A 16387-nucleotide genomic window follows, 5' to 3' on the forward strand; every position below is an offset into this window, starting at 1 on the left:
TAAATGAGCAATTATCAGCTAATGGAATTACCCGTCGCCGTTGAGCATTGGCAAAATAACGAAGCGGTTTTTGTTGATATCCGTGACCCGCAGTCTTTTGCTGCGGGGCATATTCCGGGTTCTCAACACCTGGATAACAGCAACCTGCCGCAATTCCTGAACTCAGTTGATAAAAGCCAAAAAGTGATTGTGGTCTGCTATCACGGCATTAGCAGTCAGGGCGCCGCTGACTACATAGCAGGCAACGGTTTCACCGATGTGCACAGCATGGACGGTGGCTATACGGCCTGGTCCATGTCTTTTCCTGAACACACTGAAAGGACCTAAACCATGCGACGATTGCTCAGCAGCCGCGACTCAGACTGGATGCACAAGCTGTATCAGTATCTACGTCAGCAAGGCATGCCAGTCAGCGTTACTGAACGCGGTGAGCAATTGGAATTGTGGTTACACCAAAGCAGCTATGAAGCCGCTGCTAAGACATTGATTCAACAGTTTAAAGACAACCCGGAGCTAGCCGCTGAACCGGTACAGCAGAAGCCTGCCACGGCATCGCGTTCAACCTCTTTGTCTTTTAGTTTACTGAAACAAAGTGGCTGGCTGACGCGTATTGTTGCGGTATTGACCTTGCTGGTATTTGCAGCCATTCAGATGTACCCGGAAACCATTCTGGATACGCTAAAAATCAGCATCTACTTTTCAGCTCTGCCTTATGAGCAGCCATGGCGCTTTATTACCCCGGTACTCATGCACTTTACGGCGCTGCACCTGGTGTTTAACTTGTTCTGGTGGTGGTATCTGGGTGGACGAGTTGAGCGCTCTCTCGGGTTCTCCTGGTTACTGGCTCTGCTGTTATTTTGTGGCATTACCGCCAACGTTATTCAGTATTTATTTAATGGACCTAACTTTGGCGGCCTGTCAGGGGTGGTTTATGGCTTGCTTGGCTTTTGCTGGGTATACAGCTTTAACCGCCCAACCCCGCTTTATCTGCCACCGGGCCTTATTATCTTTATGCTGCTTTGGCTGGTCATTGGCTACACCGATATGTTGTGGGTCAATGTGGCCAACGAGGCGCACTTAGCCGGACTCATTTCCGGCTGCTTTGCCGGCTTTGTGGTGCGTTGGTTAAACCCTAAAATGCGGCAACTCTACTGATAAATGTATTTAGTGAAAATAACATCGCGGATAACCGGGTTACCCGTTTCCTGCTGCATGAGTTCCTGCGCTCGCTCCACACACTTTAAGCGCAACTGATCACGGCCTGTCATCGTCCTGACCTGACGTTCGGTTGCGGTACTTAAAATTGAGACAAAGGCATTGCGCAATAACGGCGCATGATGCTCAACCACACTAATGTAGCTGGGGTCTGGCACCATCACTTCAATGGCTACTCGAATAAACCCAAGCCGGTAATCATTACCTTCTTTCAGGTAATTCGTGGTGATGTCCGGTTCAAAACCATAGTAAGAGACATCCTGTGCTGAGGCAGAAGAAACACTGCTGCACCAAAGAAAAATACTTGCTACTACTGTTATCAGAAGTTTCATAGCCCTACCCGGCCCGATTGCTGTTCAATTAAATTCTCTCTGCTATCATAGCGACAGAGCTTAATAACGCCAACACAAATGACAACAGAGTTTTATCCAACACCCGCTTTTCCGGTTAGCGAAGCGCTGCAGTGGTCGCCCCCACAACAATTCGAGTTAACAGCTGAGCAGGCCGACTGGCTGCTTTACGAAGGTTCGTTAACGCAACGTCTGAAAGAAGTCGGTGGAAATTTTTCGGTAAAATTACTGGGGCAGCAGGTATTGGAGCCTACCCCTGAAGAAAAGCAACGACTTAACCTTAACTGCAACGTCGTAGTTCGTGAAGTTCTACTATACTGTGATAAGCAGCCGTGGGTTTTTGCCCGAAGTCTGTTTTCGCCAAGCGCGGAGCAAGCCAGTACGCTGAACTTACAACAGCTTGGCAATCAGTCACTGGGTGAGTCCTTGTTTGCCCGCAGCGATTTACACTGCGGCGATATAGAAGTTGCAGTGGTTGGTGGTGAGCACCCAGTTGCACAATTAAACCAGCGATGGTTTCAAAAGAGCCACACGTTGCTTGGCAGACGAAGAATGTTTTCAACCGCGGGCGAACAGCTGCTGGTCAGTGAGATATTCCTTGAGCCGTCCTCACTGTATTCAGCGTCTGAAACTTTTCGTCGCAATAAAAGGAGTTAGCATGCAAAAGTTAGCCGCATTTTGGCAGTTAATGAGAGCAGACCGTCCTATTGGCACCTATCTACTTGCCTGGCCCACTATTTGGGCACTGATGATAGCCGGTGCCGGCAACCCGCCCATGCGTATTGTGGTTATCTTCCTGCTGGGAACTTTTGTTATGCGGTCAGCCGGCTGCGTTATTAATGACTTTGCTGATCGTAACTTCGACGGCCATGTTCGCCGCACTCGTCAACGGCCTATTCCTGCCGGTAAAATATCGGCAACAGAGGCCATGATAGGCTTTATTGCTCTGTTAGCAATTGCCTTTGGTCTTGTCATGCAGCTTAATACCCAGACCGTTATGCTCAGCTTTTTTGCCGCTGGTGTCGCTGCGCTTTATCCATTTTGTAAACGCTGGACTCATCTGCCACAAATGGTTCTCGGTATTGCCTTCAGTTTTGGTATTTTAATGGCCTTTACTGCACTGGAATCTGAGCAGTGGTTAATCGCCGGGCTATTATTCCTGACCAATGTTATCTGGACCGTAGCCTATGATACCGAGTACGCCATGGCTGACCGCGAGGACGACCTAAAGATTGGGCTGCAGAGCACCGCTATTTTATTCGGCCGGTTTGATCGCCTGGCCATTGGCCTTATGCAGTTAGTCTCTCTGGCGCTGCTGGCCTGGGTGCTTTATTTATTATCCGCCGAAATATGGGCCTGGCTGGGTTTAGCCGTGGTGTTGCTTCTGTTCGGATACCAACATTGGCTGATACGGCACAGAGAGCCCGGAAAATGCTTCCAGGCTTTTCTGCATAACCACTATGTCGGCATGGTGTTCGCTATAGGTTTAGCGCTGCACTACTGGTTCTAGTCACTCTGTTTTTGTTCGTCATCGGTTGGTGCTTTTAACTGTTGAACAAAGTGCTCAACCGACTGGCGAATGGTCTGCAGTACCGGACCATCGATAAGCTCATCTACCTGATCGCTTAACTGACCTACCGGTTGCGCAGCAATTTGCTGACCGTCATCGTCAATTTCCACCAGGCCTTGCTGTTTTAAACTGGCAATCAACGTCGACATGACTTTCTTGTCGTAAAACTCCGGTGCATCAATACCGTGAATTGAGCTTAAACGCTCAGCCAGCGTAATTGATTGCTTCTCCAGGTCGGCACGCATAATTGGCTGCGCCTGTTGCAACAGCTCCAGCACGATACAGTAACGTTGCAGAGTTTCACTGGCACTGTTAGCTAATAAGCGTAAACGATACCACTCGGCACTCTCGCGCTGCGCAATAGTACAGATACCGTCTTCCAGTGTGATAAGATTTTGCCGCGCCAGTTCCTCTGCTAAGGCTTCTGTCCACAAAGGCAGGTCATCCGCATTGTGGCTTAGGTATAACTCCGCCTTGAGCGAAGGATAAATTGCCTGAGTGCGTGCCGCTATCTCCGCTACGCTGACTTTCTTTTTCGCCATAATAATGGAAGCCACAATGCCCGGCACAACCATCATATGCAGTATATTATTGCGATAGTAAGTCATCGCAATGGCCGACATCCGCTCCAGTGAAATTACCTCACCCATGGTGTCACTACTGACGGTGAACTTGTCTGTCCTGAGAGCCTGTTGCCATAATTCTTCCGGCGTTTCTTCAGGAACACTCACTAAATTGCTGTAGGGCACTTCACGCAGAACCCCCAGATACACTTCTAACTGCGCTAAAAGCTCTTCTTTTAATAACGCATGGTGCTCAGAGCTTAATAACGCCAAAGCGGTCAGGTTAACGCTGTTGGCGGCCGCTGAATCGTTGATACCCTGCATTACTTGCTCCGCTAAACCATTTACCACTGGGTTAAGCCAGTTAGGTCGCTCAGGCTCCTGCGCGCCACGGGTAACAGACTGATGCCAGGTGGGTGCCTTTTTGTCTAAATGGTGTTTCAGGTTGATGGGCTGCCCAAAAGTTACAAAACCCTGTCCAAAGTTCTTTAGTTTTGTCAAGGTTTTCAGAATTTGAAATACCGACTCTTTCTCTTTGTCCTTACCTTTGAGTTCTTTCAGGTAAGTCGACACTTCCATAATGTGCTCATAGCCAAGGTACACGGGTACCAGCGACACAGGACGCTGCTGGTCTCGCAGCATGCCCTGAACGGTCATTGCCAGCATACCGGTTTTAGGCGGTAATAAGCGGCCGGTTCTGGAGCGGCCACCTTCGCTGAAGTATTCCACCGGGTAGCCTTTTTGAAACAACCAGCACAAATATTCACGAAAAACGGCTGAATACAGTTTGTTACCCCGGAAGCTGCGGCGAATAAAGAAAGCGCCGCCACGGCGGAAAATCCCCCCAACAGGAAAGAAGTTAAGATTAACCCCTGCGGCAATATGCGGCGGTACCAGTCCCTCTTTATAGATCACATAACTCAGCAGTAAGTAATCCATGTGACTGCGGTGGCAAGGGACATAAATAATTTCATGCCCTTGTTGCGCCAACCTTCGGATAGTATCGCCACCTTTGACATGAATACCGTTATAAATACGATTCCACATCCAGGTCATAAAGCGGTCAAGTACACGAACTAAGGTCGAACTGTAATTCGCTGCAATTTCATCAATGTAAGATAAGGCACGCTTACGAGCTGCTTCTTCGCTGATTTTCTTGCCCCGGGCTTCATCTGCTACAGCCTTTTTTAAGGCAGGGGTATCAATCAGTGCTGCCATTAGTTCTTTTCTGTGACTTAACTTAGGACCGGCAACAGCGTGACGCATACGCACAAAGTGCACCCGTGCAACTCGCGCCAATTTATGGGCGATGCGCATATCGGTACCATGGTCATGTGCCATTGTGCCCAGACTGACAGCTCGCGAGAAACGAAGTAAAACCTGGCGACCAGAAAACAACACCAACCAAAACTTGCGCCAATGGCCCGGGTTATCAAGATCCCCTGTCATCGCGCTACCCGCATTGGCTTCCTGACCTGCCTGACGCCCCCAGAACACTCCCGCAGGCACAAGCTGCACGTCGAGCTCTGCGTTGTCTTTGTGTAAGGTCAGCAGTTGATGAAATTCTGAAACAGTCTGCTCGGAGGTTTCCTCAGCAAACTCTTCGAGGAACATAATTCGGTCGTAGCTTTTACCGTCAACCACTAAAGGCACGGTCGGGTCTGGCAATCCCCGTTTTGCTGCAGCTCTTTGTAAAATGGATAAGTCTGCTTTAGAGGTTGAACGCATGACATACACAACTGGCTTAGCAATTGTGGTTTCATGCTCTTCTTCAGTACCGTCCCAAATTTCCTGAAAGCGTGTTAACCAACGCAACGGGTACTTAAAGACTGGGTAAAAGCGACTTATTCCTTTCATACTTAGACCTCTGTTTTAAACAGAAAGATAGGATACCAACTTCGTTTAAATTTGTCGTTCAAGAAATTACTTGCGAAATGAATTTACCTGTATATACTCACAGTATCACTGTACAAATAAACAGGTACATTATGCGCCCGTTAACACCAAGACAATCTGAAATCCTTGAACTTATTAAGGATAACCTACACGCCACCGGTATGCCGCCAACGCGTGCAGAAATTGCTCATAAGCTGGGCTTTCGTTCTGCCAACTCCGCAGAAGAGCATTTAAAAGCTCTGGCACGCAAAGGGGTTATTGAAATTTTACCCGGTATGTCGCGCGGTATTCGTCTTGTAGCCGATGACTACGACATCGCTGATGGCCTACCGTTGATTGGCCAGGTTGCAGCCGGGGAGCCCTTGCTGGCCGAACAGCACGTTGAAGGTCATTACAAAATTGACGAGTCTCTATTTCATCCTGCTGCCAGCTTCTTACTGAAAGTAAACGGCATGAGCATGAAAGACATTGGTATTTTAGACGGCGACTTACTGGCTGTGCATAAAACCGAGCAAGCTCGTAACGGCCAGATAGTCGTTGCCCGCGTAGAAGACGATGTCACTGTAAAGCGTTTTGAACAGCGTGGAAAAACTATTTTGCTTCATCCTGAAAATGAAGATTTCTCGACCATTACTGTCAATCTGGCAGAGCAAGTTTTTGCCATTGAAGGACTTGCCGTCGGTGTTATCAGAAACGGAGCGACCTTATGAAAACTCAACATCAGCACAAATTACATCACCCAGGTCTTTGGACTGCCGAAAATACAGCGCAATCGTTCCAGTTAGATGCTAAAAACACGCAGGACGCAATTGACGTCGACAAGCTGTCCCCTGTTGTTCAGCAGGCTTTGCAACAAAAGCCAAGCCAATGGGTAACGGTTATTGGCGGCGACAAAGACGTGATTCAACAGCTTATTGCTTGTGGTGTTGCTGAATCGCAAATTCGCTGGTTGCGCAGCCACTCAGCTGAACGCTGCGAGTGGGCGCTGGAACAGGCTCTACTGGCCGGTACCAGCAGTATGGTTATCGGTTATTTGGACTCAGTTTCTAACCGTACCTGGCAGCGTGCCCGTATGGCCAGTAAATTGAGTGAAACACAATATTTCCTGTTTGATAAAAACACACTGACATCCCACCTGCACTAATCCCACTTTGTTTGTGTGTTTTATCCCCCAAGGCTGCTTTTGCAGCCTTTTTTTAACAGATCCGTCTATTTTTTGTGCATTTGTTTGATTTGATCTGGATCTTTGGTTGTAAATTCGTTAATAAATGCACTACCCGACTATAAAAATAATATAACAACGATAACTACAACAAAGAGTCAGTAGAGAAAGCGATTTCTGGGGAGAAGCTGTACCTTTTTCTGCTTACCTCTTTGTTCTTCTATTTCAGGCTAGCGAAATTATTTGCTGTCTCATTGAAGAATAAGAGGAGAAGCCACGTGAAAATGAAGCCTTTGTGGGCACTATTGGCGCTAACGAGTCTACCGGCTGCTGCTCAGTCGCGTCTCAATTTGACCCAAGGTGTCACTGAAGTGAGTAACCGGGTTTACGATCTCCACATGACCATCTTTTACATTTGCTGTGTAATTGGTGTGGTCGTATTCGGTCTCATGTTTATTTCGATGATCCGACACCGGAAGTCTAAAAACCCTAACCCTGCAAATTTCCACGAGAACGTTAAAGTCGAAATTGCCTGGACTATTGTGCCTTTACTTATACTGGTAGGCATGGCCATTCCTGCAACAACGACCTTAATTGCCATGGAAGACACTTCCGATGCTGACGTTACTGTCCAGGTAACAGGTTCGCAGTGGAAATGGCACTACAAGTACTTTGAGAACGACGTGGAATTCTTCAGTCGTTTAGCCACTCAACAAGAACAAATTGATAATAAATTTGAGAAAGGCGAAAACTACTTGTTAGAAGTGGACCGTCCATTGGTTATTCCAACCGATAGAAAAGTTCGCTTCCTGGTCACTTCAGACGACGTTATTCACAGTTGGTGGGTTCCTGACTTTGCCGTTAAGAAAGACGCTAACCCGGGCTTTATTAATGAAACCTGGACTAAAGTCGACGAACCCGGTATTTACCGCGGTCAGTGTGCAGAGCTTTGCGGTAAAGATCACGGCTTCATGCCTGTCGTTGTTATAGCAAAAGAACCTGCTGAATATGAAAAATGGATTACCGAGAAAGAAGCTGAGCAAAAGGCGGCACGGGAACGTGAACAAGAATTGCTTGCTATGGAGATGTCGGAAGATGAACTGATGGATCTCGGTGAAAAAGTTTACAACAGCACCTGTGCTGCTTGTCACCAGGCCAACGGCCAGGGCGTCAACGGAGTATTCCCTGCATTAGCGGGCTCCGGCGTTTCTGTGGATCCCGAAGCCAAAGGTCAGCACATAGACATCGTTGTTAATGGCGTAACCGGCACAGCTATGCAGGCCTTTGGAAGCCAGCTGTCCATGCGCGAATTAGCTGCGGTAATCACCTACGAGCGTAACGCTTGGGGTAATGATACCGGACAGCTGATTCAGGCCGCCGATATTAACGAAGTCATGAATCAATAAGGAGACGGTGATGAGCACTACAGTGGAAGAGACACATCACGACACACACCACGATCATAAGCCGTCGGGTATTGGTCGCTGGCTATTTACAACGAACCACAAAGACATTGGCTCAATGTACTTGTGGTTTAGCTTCATTATGTTTTTGACCGGTGGCGCCATGGCCATGGTCATTCGTGCTGAACTATTTCAACCAGGCTTACAGTTGGTCGAGCCGCATTTCTTTAATCAGATGACCACGGTCCATGGCCTTATAATGGTTTTTGGTGCGGTCATGCCTGCTTTTACCGGGCTTGCTAACTGGATGATCCCGATGATGATTGGTGCGCCCGATATGGCGTTGCCACGTATGAATAACTGGAGCTTCTGGATTCTGCCATTCGCTTTCATTATCTTATTGGGCTCGTTATTTATGGAGGGTGGTGGCCCTGCCTTCGGCTGGACATTCTATGCACCGCTTTCAACCACCTACAGCTCGGACTCAACCGCGTTGTTCGTGTTCTCAATACACATTATGGGTATTTCATCCATCATGGGTGCCATTAACGTGATAGTCACTATCATGAACATGCGCGCACCGGGTATGAATTACATGAAAATGCCATTGTTTGTGTGGACCTGGCTGATTACCGCCTTCCTGCTTATTGCGGTTATGCCAGTATTGGCCGGTGCGGTTACCATGGTACTGACCGATAAGTACTTTGGCACCAGTTTCTTTGACGCTGCAGGCGGTGGTGACCCAGTTATGTTCCAGCATATTTTCTGGTTCTTCGGGCACCCGGAAGTCTACATTATGATTTTGCCGTCCTTCGGTATTATCTCCGCCATTATTCCGGCCTTTACCCGAAAACGACTCTTTGGCTACGCATCCATGGTTTACGCCACGGCAGCCATTGCCTTACTGTCTTTCCTGGTGTGGGCTCACCATATGTTCACTACCGGTATGCCAGTATTTGCTGAGCTCTTCTTCATGTACTGTACGATGCTCATTGCGGTGCCGACCGGGGTCAAAATCTTTAACTGGGTTGCCACCATGTGGCGTGGCTCAATGACCTTTGAAACCCCCATGCTGTTCGCCCTGGCGTTCGTTATTCTGTTTACCATTGGAGGTTTCTCCGGCTTGATGCTGGCGATTACGCCAGTCGATTTCCAGTACCACGACACATATTTCGTAGTGGCTCATTTTCATTATGTTCTGGTGACAGGTGCGATTTTCTCCATCATGGCGGCCTCTTATTACTGGCTACCGAAATGGACAGGTCATATGTACGACACCACACTGGCGAAGACCCACTTCTGGACATCGCTTATTTCCGTTAACGTGCTGTTCTTCCCAATGCACTTTGCGGGGCTGGCCGGTATGCCGCGGCGTATCCCGGATTACGCTACGCAGTTTGCGGATATTAACCAGATAGCAAGTATCGGTGGTTTTGCCTTCGGTTTGTCACAATTGATCTTCCTTTGGGTAGTTATCAAATGTGTCAAAGGCGGCGAGAAAGCAGAAGCTAAGCCATGGGATGGTGCAGAGGGACTGGAGTGGACCGTTCCATCACCAGCGCCTTATCACACCTTCGAAAAACCACCGAAAGTGGAGTGATGACTCATGTCTGATCAGCGCCCCGACAACAGCATTCTGGTTAAGCGACTGTTACTGACAGTCGCCGGGATGTTTGCCTTCGGCTTCGCGCTGGTACCGCTTTACGATGTATTTTGTGAAGTGACAGGCTTTAACGGCCGTACCAGCAATGAAGCCGCGGTTTATCAAGAGGTAGAAGTCGATGAATCGCGTACGGTTAACGTTCAATTTATTACGCGGAATGCTAAGGGCATTCCGTGGAAATTTGAGCCCTCAACCAAACAAGTCAAAATTCATCCGGGTGAGGTTAAAGTCGTTAACTTTCTAGCGTCTAACCCGACCTCTTCCAATATGGTCGCACAGGCTATCCCATCGGTTGCACCGGCTGAAGCCTCGCTTTACCTCAATAAAGTGGAGTGCTTTTGCTTTAACCAACAGCCTTTAGCTGCGGGTGCTGATACAGAAATGCCAATGCAATTTTATCTGGATCCGGATATTCCGGACCACATCAACACATTAACCCTGTCATACACGCTGTACGATATGACAGCCAATACGTCGGCTGAGCAAATGGCTCAGCTGTTAAAAACAGAATAAGGAAACGACGTTATGGCAGAACAACAGAGTTATTATGTTCCTGCTTCCAGCCCCTGGCCAATTGTTGGCGCAGTTGGGTTAGGCTTAATTGCCTGGGGCTCGGGACACACCGTTATCGATATGAGCAAAGAGCAGGATGGTTACGGCAGTACGGTATTAACCATTGGCTTAATCGTTATAGCAGTCATGCTCTTCGGGTGGTTTCGCGACCAAATTAACGAGTCCATGAGTGGCAAATACAGCGACCAGTTAGGTGTCTCTTATAAACAGGGCATGAGTTGGTTTATTTTCTCCGAGGTAATGTTCTTTGCGGCCTTCTTCGGTGCACTGTTTTACGCTCGTGTTATAGCCGTTCAATGGCTGGGCGGTGACAGCAACAACGCCATGACCAATGAGGTCTTATGGCCGGACTTTGTGGCTCACTGGCCTTTGGTTAACACGCCGGGTGGCACTGAGACTCAGGCAATGGGTTGGTATGGCCTGCCTGCTATTAACACCATTATCCTGTTAATTAGCTCGGTAACCTGTCACTTCGCCCATACGGGTTTAGAGCAAAACAAGCGTAAACAGCTGACAGCCATGCTGGGTATTACCATTATTCTGGGTTGTATCTTCCTGTACTTACAGGGTGCAGAGTACGTTCACGCCTACGAGGAGCTTGGCCTGGCAATAGACTCTGGTATATACGGCAATACCTTTTACATGCTGACCGGGTTCCACGGTATGCACGTAACCCTGGGTACCGTCATGCTTATTGTCATGTTCCTGCGGGTTCTGAAAGGCCACTTTACACCGGATAACCACTTTGCCTTTCAGGCAACCAGTTGGTATTGGCACTTTGTCGATGTCGTCTGGCTATGCCTTTTTGTCGTGGTGTACGTTCTGTAAGAAAAAAAACGCCCCGGTTAATAGGGGCGTGGATTTAAAGGTAAGAAACCACTGGCGGTCGCCGCTATCAGTATGACAAAGATAACGGCGGCTACTCCCACTCGCTTTCCCAAATAATGGGACATAGGTGGTTTGTCCGGGTCGTTCCGCAGCATACTAAATAACGCCCTGAACAGATTAACCACCATATATGCTAACAGCAGTACAATAATGATTTTAAAAAAGACCAACATACGTTTTCCTCTTGTCGCTACGTTAGTTACTCTGCTGGCAATTGCGTTATTGGTCAAGTTAGGTTTTTGGCAGCTTGAACGCGCTGAACAAAAACGCCAGCTGTTTAGCGACTATGAGCAACAGCTCTCAAGCGGTGAAGCAACCAAACTCGACCGTCTGCCGGAGGTGTTTCCTGAAAACGATCGCTTTCGCTATGTGGAAATGAATGGTGAATTTGTTCCACAACCCATTTTCCTTCTCGATAACCAAATTCAAGACGGCACCGTTGGTTATCAGGTAATTGCGCTCTTCCAGCCACAGGCAATGTCTGAAAATTATGTTCCGGTTAATATGGGGTGGCTACCAGCACCGGCTTCCAGACAGTCATTACCGGAAGTGAATATTCCGTCAGGTCAGCATAGGCTGACCGGTTTTCTGTACTTTCCGTCCAACAATCAATTTGTAAATAACACTTATGAGACCGACTTAGCTGATAGCAAAATTCGGGTGCAGGAGTTTCAGCCGCGCGCCATAGCTAAACAACTCGATATGTCATTAACCGATTATACTTTTTTACTTGAGTCGCCAGAAACTATGGGCTGGAGCCGTGACTGGAAACCTCAGGTAATGTCACCGGAAAAACACCAGGGTTACGCCATTCAATGGTTCTCACTGGCAATTGCCTGCTTGGTGATTTTTCTATTTGCTGTTATAAAACTGAATAAACAACCAAAAAAAGAGGAGACCCGATGAGCTCCCTGAATCGCTCTCGACGCGCCATTATTATTGTTTTCGTTGCCTTTATTGTCCCGTTACTAGCGGCCTGGCTGATTTTGTCACAGAACTGGTATGAAGCAGGTACCAATAAAGGCACCCTGCTGCAGCCGCCTATTACCCTAGATAAACAGACCGACCAACTGCCGGAAGGCTGGCAATTGGGTTATGTCGCGCCTAAAAACTGTGGCACAACCTGTGAAAACACCTTGTACGTTATGAACCAGGTCGACGTGGCTATTGGTAAAGACACCGATCGCCTGACTCCAGTGGTGCTTCACCAAAGCGAGAATGCACAGTCAGAGTTTAATCACAGCGCGCCTCACATTACGCAACTGGTAACACCGCAGCTCATTGAACAATTAAGCGAACTGCCGGAAAACACCGTCTTTATTATCGATCCTATGCACAACGTTATGCTGTACTACCCAACTCACTCGGATAAAGAGCAGATGATAACGGAAGGTAAAAACGTGCTGGCGGATCTTCGTAAACTGCTTAAATTGTCCAGAATTGGGTAGGAAAATCACATGCGTTTACTGGTAAAAATTAGCGTTTTTTTCGCTTTCGTCGTTATTGTTCTTGGCGCATTTACCCGGCTAACTGAGGCTGGTCTGGGTTGTCCGGACTGGCCGGGTTGCTACGGTTTTTTAGGGGTTCCTTCGCAAGCAGAGCACATCCAGGAGGCTGAACTTCGATTTCCTGATGCGCCAGTTGAACAGGATAAAGCCTGGAACGAAATGGTACACCGCTACTTTGCCGGCACCTTAGGCCTGTTGATTCTGGCTATTGCTATCATCGCCTGGATTAAAAGCCGTCGCTATAGCCATTACCCTACTCCGGTAAAATTACCCACCCTGTTGCTGGGGCTGGTCATATTCCAGGCAGCTCTGGGCATGTGGACAGTGACCATGAATTTGCAGCCACTTATAGTGATGGGACATCTGTTAGGGGGCTTTTCAGTGATATCACTGCTGTACCTGTTGTCCTTGCGTCTGTCGTCGTTCCGGCTTGCAGGGGGAGATTCAGAGCTAAGGCGCTACCGAGGGCTAGCTTTCTTCACCTTATTAGTTGTTATTGGACAAATAGCTCTGGGGGGCTGGGTTGCAGCCAATTACGCCGCCGTCGCCTGTACTGAACTGCCTTTTTGCGAAGGTAACTGGACGGCACAACTGGACTTTGCCGGCGCTTTTAGCATACCAGAGGCCGATACCTATCAGTACGGTGCCCATGACTACAACGACCGCATGACCATGCATGTCATGCATCGCGTTGGAGCCATTATCACTTTTCTAGTGGTCTGTGCTTTACTCTTTAAATGTTGGAGAAAAGCAAAGTCGCAGTTTTTCCGCCGCTCATTAATTGTTATTGGCTTGTTATTGTCTTTGCAAATTCTGCTCGGTATTAGTAACGTAGTCTTTCAGTTACCGCTTTGGAACGCAGTAGCACACAATGCTGTTGGGGCTTTGTTGTTACTGTCGCTGGTTGGGTTGAATTACAACCTGTCCAGAAAAGCGTAGAGGAGTTGTAATTATGGAATCCGTTGCCACAAAAAATATAACAAAAACGCGCAACGCTCACTGGCGGGACTACCTGGAGCTGACCAAGCCTCGTGTCGTCGCCTTGTTGTTGCTCACTGCTGTGGTCGGCATGTGTCTGGCCACTGAAGAGCTTGTTTCGATGAATGTCCTGGTCCCGGCCTTAGCCGGTATTGGGCTGATGTCTGCTGCTGCGGCTGCTATTAATCATCTGGTTGACCGCCATATCGACGCGAAAATGGCACGTACACTACGTCGGCCACTGCCTCAGGGAAATTTATCACCGACCAAAGTCACGGTATTTGCGGCAACTATTGGCGCTATTGGTTTTGTGACCCTGTATGCCTGGGTTAACCCGTTAACTGCCTGGTTAACCTTTGCCAGCATGGTGGGTTACGCTGTGGTTTATACCATGTTCTTAAAACGCGCAACGCCGCAGAACATTGTTATTGGTGGTCTGGCAGGTGCAGCGCCGCCGCTACTGGGCTGGACAGCAGTCACCAATGAAATTAACGCCCCCGCGGTGCTGTTGGTTATGATCATTTTTACCTGGACACCGCCTCACTTCTGGGCACTTGCCGTACACCGCGCAAAAGACTACGCACGAGCTGAAATTCCAATGCTACCGGTTACTCACGGTATCGACTTCACCAAAACCTGTATTTTCTTGTACACCGTTTTATTGACCGTAGTTTGCCTTATGCCTTTCTTAATTGGCATGACCGGCATGATTTACTTGGTAGGAGTCAGTTTACTTAACGCCATTTTCCTGGCTTACGCCTGGAAGCTGAAGTACGCGCCCAGCAAAAAGACAGCCTTTAACATGTTTGCTTTTTCTATCTGGCACCTCATGCTGCTGTTTGTCATTTTACTGGTCGATCACTACGTATAAATGGAGTAATAGATGAGTCGTATCGTTACACTGCTGGCTGCTCTTATTGCCCTTGCGGCCGGTTTTGCGGTTTACAACTTTTGGCCGGAAGAAAAGCCGGAAGCTTTAGTTTATGAACCGCCTCGCGCGTTAAAGCCCTTTACTTTAGAAAGCACGGCAGCCGGCACAGTGGAAAACGATGCGCTTAAAGGCCAGTGGACTTTACTCTTTACCGGTTATACCTTTTGTCCTGATATTTGCCCAACCACCATGTCAGACTTGAAGGGCGTGATCCCTGAGTTGCAGAAAGAAGTCTCTGAGCCGGTTAAAGTTTGGTTGATTTCGGTTGATCCTAAACGCGATGACATTGAGCGTTTAACTCAATACGTTAACTACTTTGGTGACGACTTTGTCGGTGTGCGGGCTGAGCACAAAGAGTTATTCCCTTTCGTGCGCGATTTAGGCTTAATGTATTCCATTCCCGATGACGGCGAAGAAAATTATCTGGTGAATCACAGTGCCGCTATTATTCTGGTAAACCCGGACGGTAATCGTAAAGCGATTTTCAACGCCGACCACCAGCGCGGAGAAGTACCGGTGGTCAGCATGGATAAACTCAAAAAAGATTTTGCCATTATTGCCGATTAGTCAGGCCAACTGCCTGACTGATCCGGCCGAATAAGCGCTACTGAATACCAATAGTAACGCGATTCTGAAGCACTGGGCGCGGTACAGTTAATTCGTGAGCGGCCAATGTTGATGTCCTGTTCTAAGCTTACACTGAACTTGGTATCACTTTCCCATTCAGGCTTTAGTGCTGAGCCACCAGCAAAACATTGCAACGCATCGGTGCGCATATCGTCCAGTGTATCGCCCGCTTCCAGCGTCACACTGATAGTTGGGCGCTTATTTTCATGTGCGACTAACGGCTCTTCCGGTTGGTAAGCATTTACCGGCATGGCTTTAGAATTCAACTTGGCTTTCAGCGTATTTAAGTTCGCATAGATACCCGATGCAGGGAAACGCGTAATGACCGTATCTTCGCTCCATTTGGACCATGGACCTGAATGCTGAGCAAAGGCCAGAAAACCCCATTCATCCAGTAAAGCTCTCAGCTCATTGTTATACTCGCCGTAAGGGTAGGCAAAGTACTTCTGTTGTTCGCCTAAGTTCTCATCAATGGCTTCCTGTGCCGTAATAACGTCGTAACGCATCCGCTCCTGCCACTCTTCATCGCTTTCACCTTCTTGCTTGCGAATAAGGTGTGCGTGAGTCTGTCCGTGGTTAGCAACGGTGGCGCCATTCTTCTGAATTTCTTTAAGTTCTTCCCAGCCCATGTAATGGCCGCTGTGCTTACGCATGAGTTCAGGGTTAACGAACACCGTATAAGGCATCTCAAACTCTTCCAGAACCTTTACAGCGTTTTCATAGACGTTTTGGTAGCCGTCGTCGAAGGTAATAACAACGGCTTTTTCAGGAAGCTCTTCGCCTTTTTCAATGGCATCGCGCGCGACGGTAATATCAATAACGTTAAAGTTGTTATCCTGCAGGTATTGCAGATGCTCTCGAAACGTCTCCGGGTCAATTGACGTTACGGCGGGAGTTGAGTCACTGACGTGGTGGTACTGCAGCACCACCACGCTATCGGCGCTGCCCGCCTGAGCCAATGGTGAGCACCCCAGCAATAAGCCCGATGCGGCACTCAACGTCATTTTGTTCAACATCTTCATACTGACTCCTGATAAAGTATAAAAGCCGTTTTTAACCG

The 16387-nt window shown here is 48.2% G+C and carries 19 protein-coding genes; 15 read left to right on the forward strand and 4 right to left on the reverse strand.

Annotated elements, in window-relative coordinates; genetic code table 11:
- Nucleotides 1–3 precede the first annotated feature (3 nt).
- Together glpE and BM359_RS05780 are read left to right on the forward strand one after the other, a co-directional pair.
- Nucleotides 4–327, forward strand: a complete 324-nt coding sequence (gene glpE, locus BM359_RS05775) for a thiosulfate sulfurtransferase GlpE (protein WP_074930793.1) — start codon at nucleotides 4–6, stop codon at nucleotides 325–327.
- Nucleotides 328–330: 3 nt separating this feature from the next.
- The gene (locus BM359_RS05780; RefSeq protein WP_054490813.1) at nucleotides 331–1155 is read left to right on the forward strand and encodes a rhomboid family intramembrane serine protease; all 825 of its coding nucleotides are present in this window, start codon (nucleotides 331–333) and stop codon (nucleotides 1153–1155) included.
- Here the strand turns inward: BM359_RS05780 and BM359_RS05785 are convergent.
- Nucleotides 1149–1547, reverse strand: coding sequence for a flagellar basal body-associated protein FliL (locus BM359_RS05785; protein WP_054490815.1), 399 nt, complete (start codon nucleotides 1545–1547; stop codon nucleotides 1149–1151). The genes BM359_RS05780 and BM359_RS05785 overlap by 7 nt on opposite strands.
- Nucleotides 1548–1625: 78 nt before the next feature.
- Between BM359_RS05785 and BM359_RS05790 the strand changes: the two genes are divergently transcribed.
- Nucleotides 1626–2222, forward strand: coding sequence for a chorismate--pyruvate lyase family protein (locus BM359_RS05790; protein ID WP_054490817.1), 597 nt, complete (start codon nucleotides 1626–1628; stop codon nucleotides 2220–2222).
- 1 nt (nucleotide 2223) lies between these two features.
- Nucleotides 2224–3075 (forward strand): 4-hydroxybenzoate octaprenyltransferase, encoded by an 852-nt coding sequence (gene ubiA, locus BM359_RS05795; RefSeq protein WP_054490819.1) that lies wholly within the window; start codon nucleotides 2224–2226, stop codon nucleotides 3073–3075.
- Here ubiA and plsB read toward each other — a convergent pair.
- A complete protein-coding gene (gene plsB, locus BM359_RS05800; RefSeq protein ID WP_054490821.1) occupies nucleotides 3072–5555 on the reverse strand; it encodes a glycerol-3-phosphate 1-O-acyltransferase PlsB in 2484 nt (827 codons plus the stop codon). The genes ubiA and plsB overlap by 4 nt on opposite strands.
- Before the next feature lie 131 nt (nucleotides 5556–5686).
- On the opposite strand from plsB, the gene lexA reads away from it, so the two are divergent.
- The 6 genes from lexA to BM359_RS05830 all read left to right on the forward strand — a co-directional run bounded on the left by lexA (nucleotide 5687) and on the right by BM359_RS05830 (nucleotide 11223).
- Nucleotides 5687–6304, forward strand: a complete 618-nt coding sequence (lexA, locus tag BM359_RS05805; RefSeq protein WP_054490824.1) for a transcriptional repressor LexA — start codon at nucleotides 5687–5689, stop codon at nucleotides 6302–6304.
- The gene (locus tag BM359_RS05810) at nucleotides 6301–6738 is read left to right on the forward strand and encodes a hypothetical protein (protein WP_054490826.1); all 438 of its coding nucleotides are present in this window, start codon (nucleotides 6301–6303) and stop codon (nucleotides 6736–6738) included. The genes lexA and BM359_RS05810 overlap by 4 nt, the downstream gene beginning before the upstream one ends.
- A 302-nt stretch (nucleotides 6739–7040) precedes the next feature.
- Nucleotides 7041–8162 (forward strand): cytochrome c oxidase subunit II, encoded by a 1122-nt coding sequence (gene coxB, locus BM359_RS05815; protein WP_054490978.1) that lies wholly within the window; start codon nucleotides 7041–7043, stop codon nucleotides 8160–8162.
- A 10-nt stretch (nucleotides 8163–8172) separates the two neighbouring features.
- A complete protein-coding gene (gene ctaD / locus BM359_RS05820) occupies nucleotides 8173–9759 on the forward strand; it encodes a cytochrome c oxidase subunit I (protein ID WP_054490828.1) in 1587 nt (528 codons plus the stop codon).
- A 6-nt stretch (nucleotides 9760–9765) separates the two neighbouring features.
- Nucleotides 9766–10335, forward strand: a complete 570-nt coding sequence (locus tag BM359_RS05825) for a cytochrome c oxidase assembly protein (RefSeq protein ID WP_054490830.1) — start codon at nucleotides 9766–9768, stop codon at nucleotides 10333–10335.
- A 12-nt stretch (nucleotides 10336–10347) separates the two neighbouring features.
- Entirely contained in the window at nucleotides 10348–11223 is an 876-nt protein-coding gene (locus BM359_RS05830) for a cytochrome c oxidase subunit 3 (RefSeq protein WP_054490833.1), read from the forward strand.
- Between the two features lie 17 nt (nucleotides 11224–11240).
- Here the strand turns inward: BM359_RS05830 and BM359_RS05835 are convergent, their stop codons facing one another.
- A complete protein-coding gene (locus BM359_RS05835; RefSeq protein WP_054490835.1) occupies nucleotides 11241–11456 on the reverse strand; it encodes a DUF2909 domain-containing protein in 216 nt (71 codons plus the stop codon).
- On the opposite strand from BM359_RS05835, the gene BM359_RS05840 reads away from it, so the two are divergent.
- From BM359_RS05840 to BM359_RS05860, 5 genes are read left to right on the forward strand one after another with little or no spacing between them, the layout of a single operon-like run.
- Nucleotides 11434–12189, forward strand: coding sequence for an SURF1 family protein (locus BM359_RS05840; protein ID WP_054490837.1), 756 nt, complete (start codon nucleotides 11434–11436; stop codon nucleotides 12187–12189). The two genes, BM359_RS05835 and BM359_RS05840, sit on opposite strands and share 23 nt — an antisense overlap.
- The gene (locus tag BM359_RS05845; RefSeq protein ID WP_054490839.1) at nucleotides 12186–12731 is read left to right on the forward strand and encodes a hypothetical protein; all 546 of its coding nucleotides are present in this window, start codon (nucleotides 12186–12188) and stop codon (nucleotides 12729–12731) included. The genes BM359_RS05840 and BM359_RS05845 overlap by 4 nt, the downstream gene beginning before the upstream one ends.
- A gap of 9 nt (nucleotides 12732–12740) precedes the next feature.
- Entirely contained in the window at nucleotides 12741–13730 is a 990-nt protein-coding gene (locus BM359_RS05850) for a COX15/CtaA family protein (protein ID WP_054490841.1), read from the forward strand.
- Nucleotides 13731–13743: 13 nt separating this feature from the next.
- A complete protein-coding gene (cyoE, locus tag BM359_RS05855; protein ID WP_054490843.1) occupies nucleotides 13744–14640 on the forward strand; it encodes a heme o synthase in 897 nt (298 codons plus the stop codon).
- Nucleotides 14641–14652: 12 nt separating this feature from the next.
- Complete coding sequence (locus BM359_RS05860) at nucleotides 14653–15267, forward strand: SCO family protein (protein ID WP_054490845.1); 615 nt, start codon at nucleotides 14653–14655, stop codon at nucleotides 15265–15267.
- Here the strand turns inward: BM359_RS05860 and BM359_RS05865 are convergent.
- On the reverse strand, nucleotides 15264–16349 hold the full coding sequence (locus BM359_RS05865) for a polysaccharide deacetylase family protein (protein WP_054490847.1): 1086 nt from the start codon (nucleotides 16347–16349) through the stop codon (nucleotides 15264–15266). The two genes, BM359_RS05860 and BM359_RS05865, sit on opposite strands and share 4 nt — an antisense overlap.
- Nucleotides 16350–16387 lie beyond the last annotated feature (38 nt).

Source organism: Idiomarina abyssalis (assembly GCF_900116625.1).
In the GTDB taxonomy this organism is placed as follows: Bacteria; Pseudomonadota; Gammaproteobacteria; order Enterobacterales; family Alteromonadaceae; genus Idiomarina; species Idiomarina abyssalis.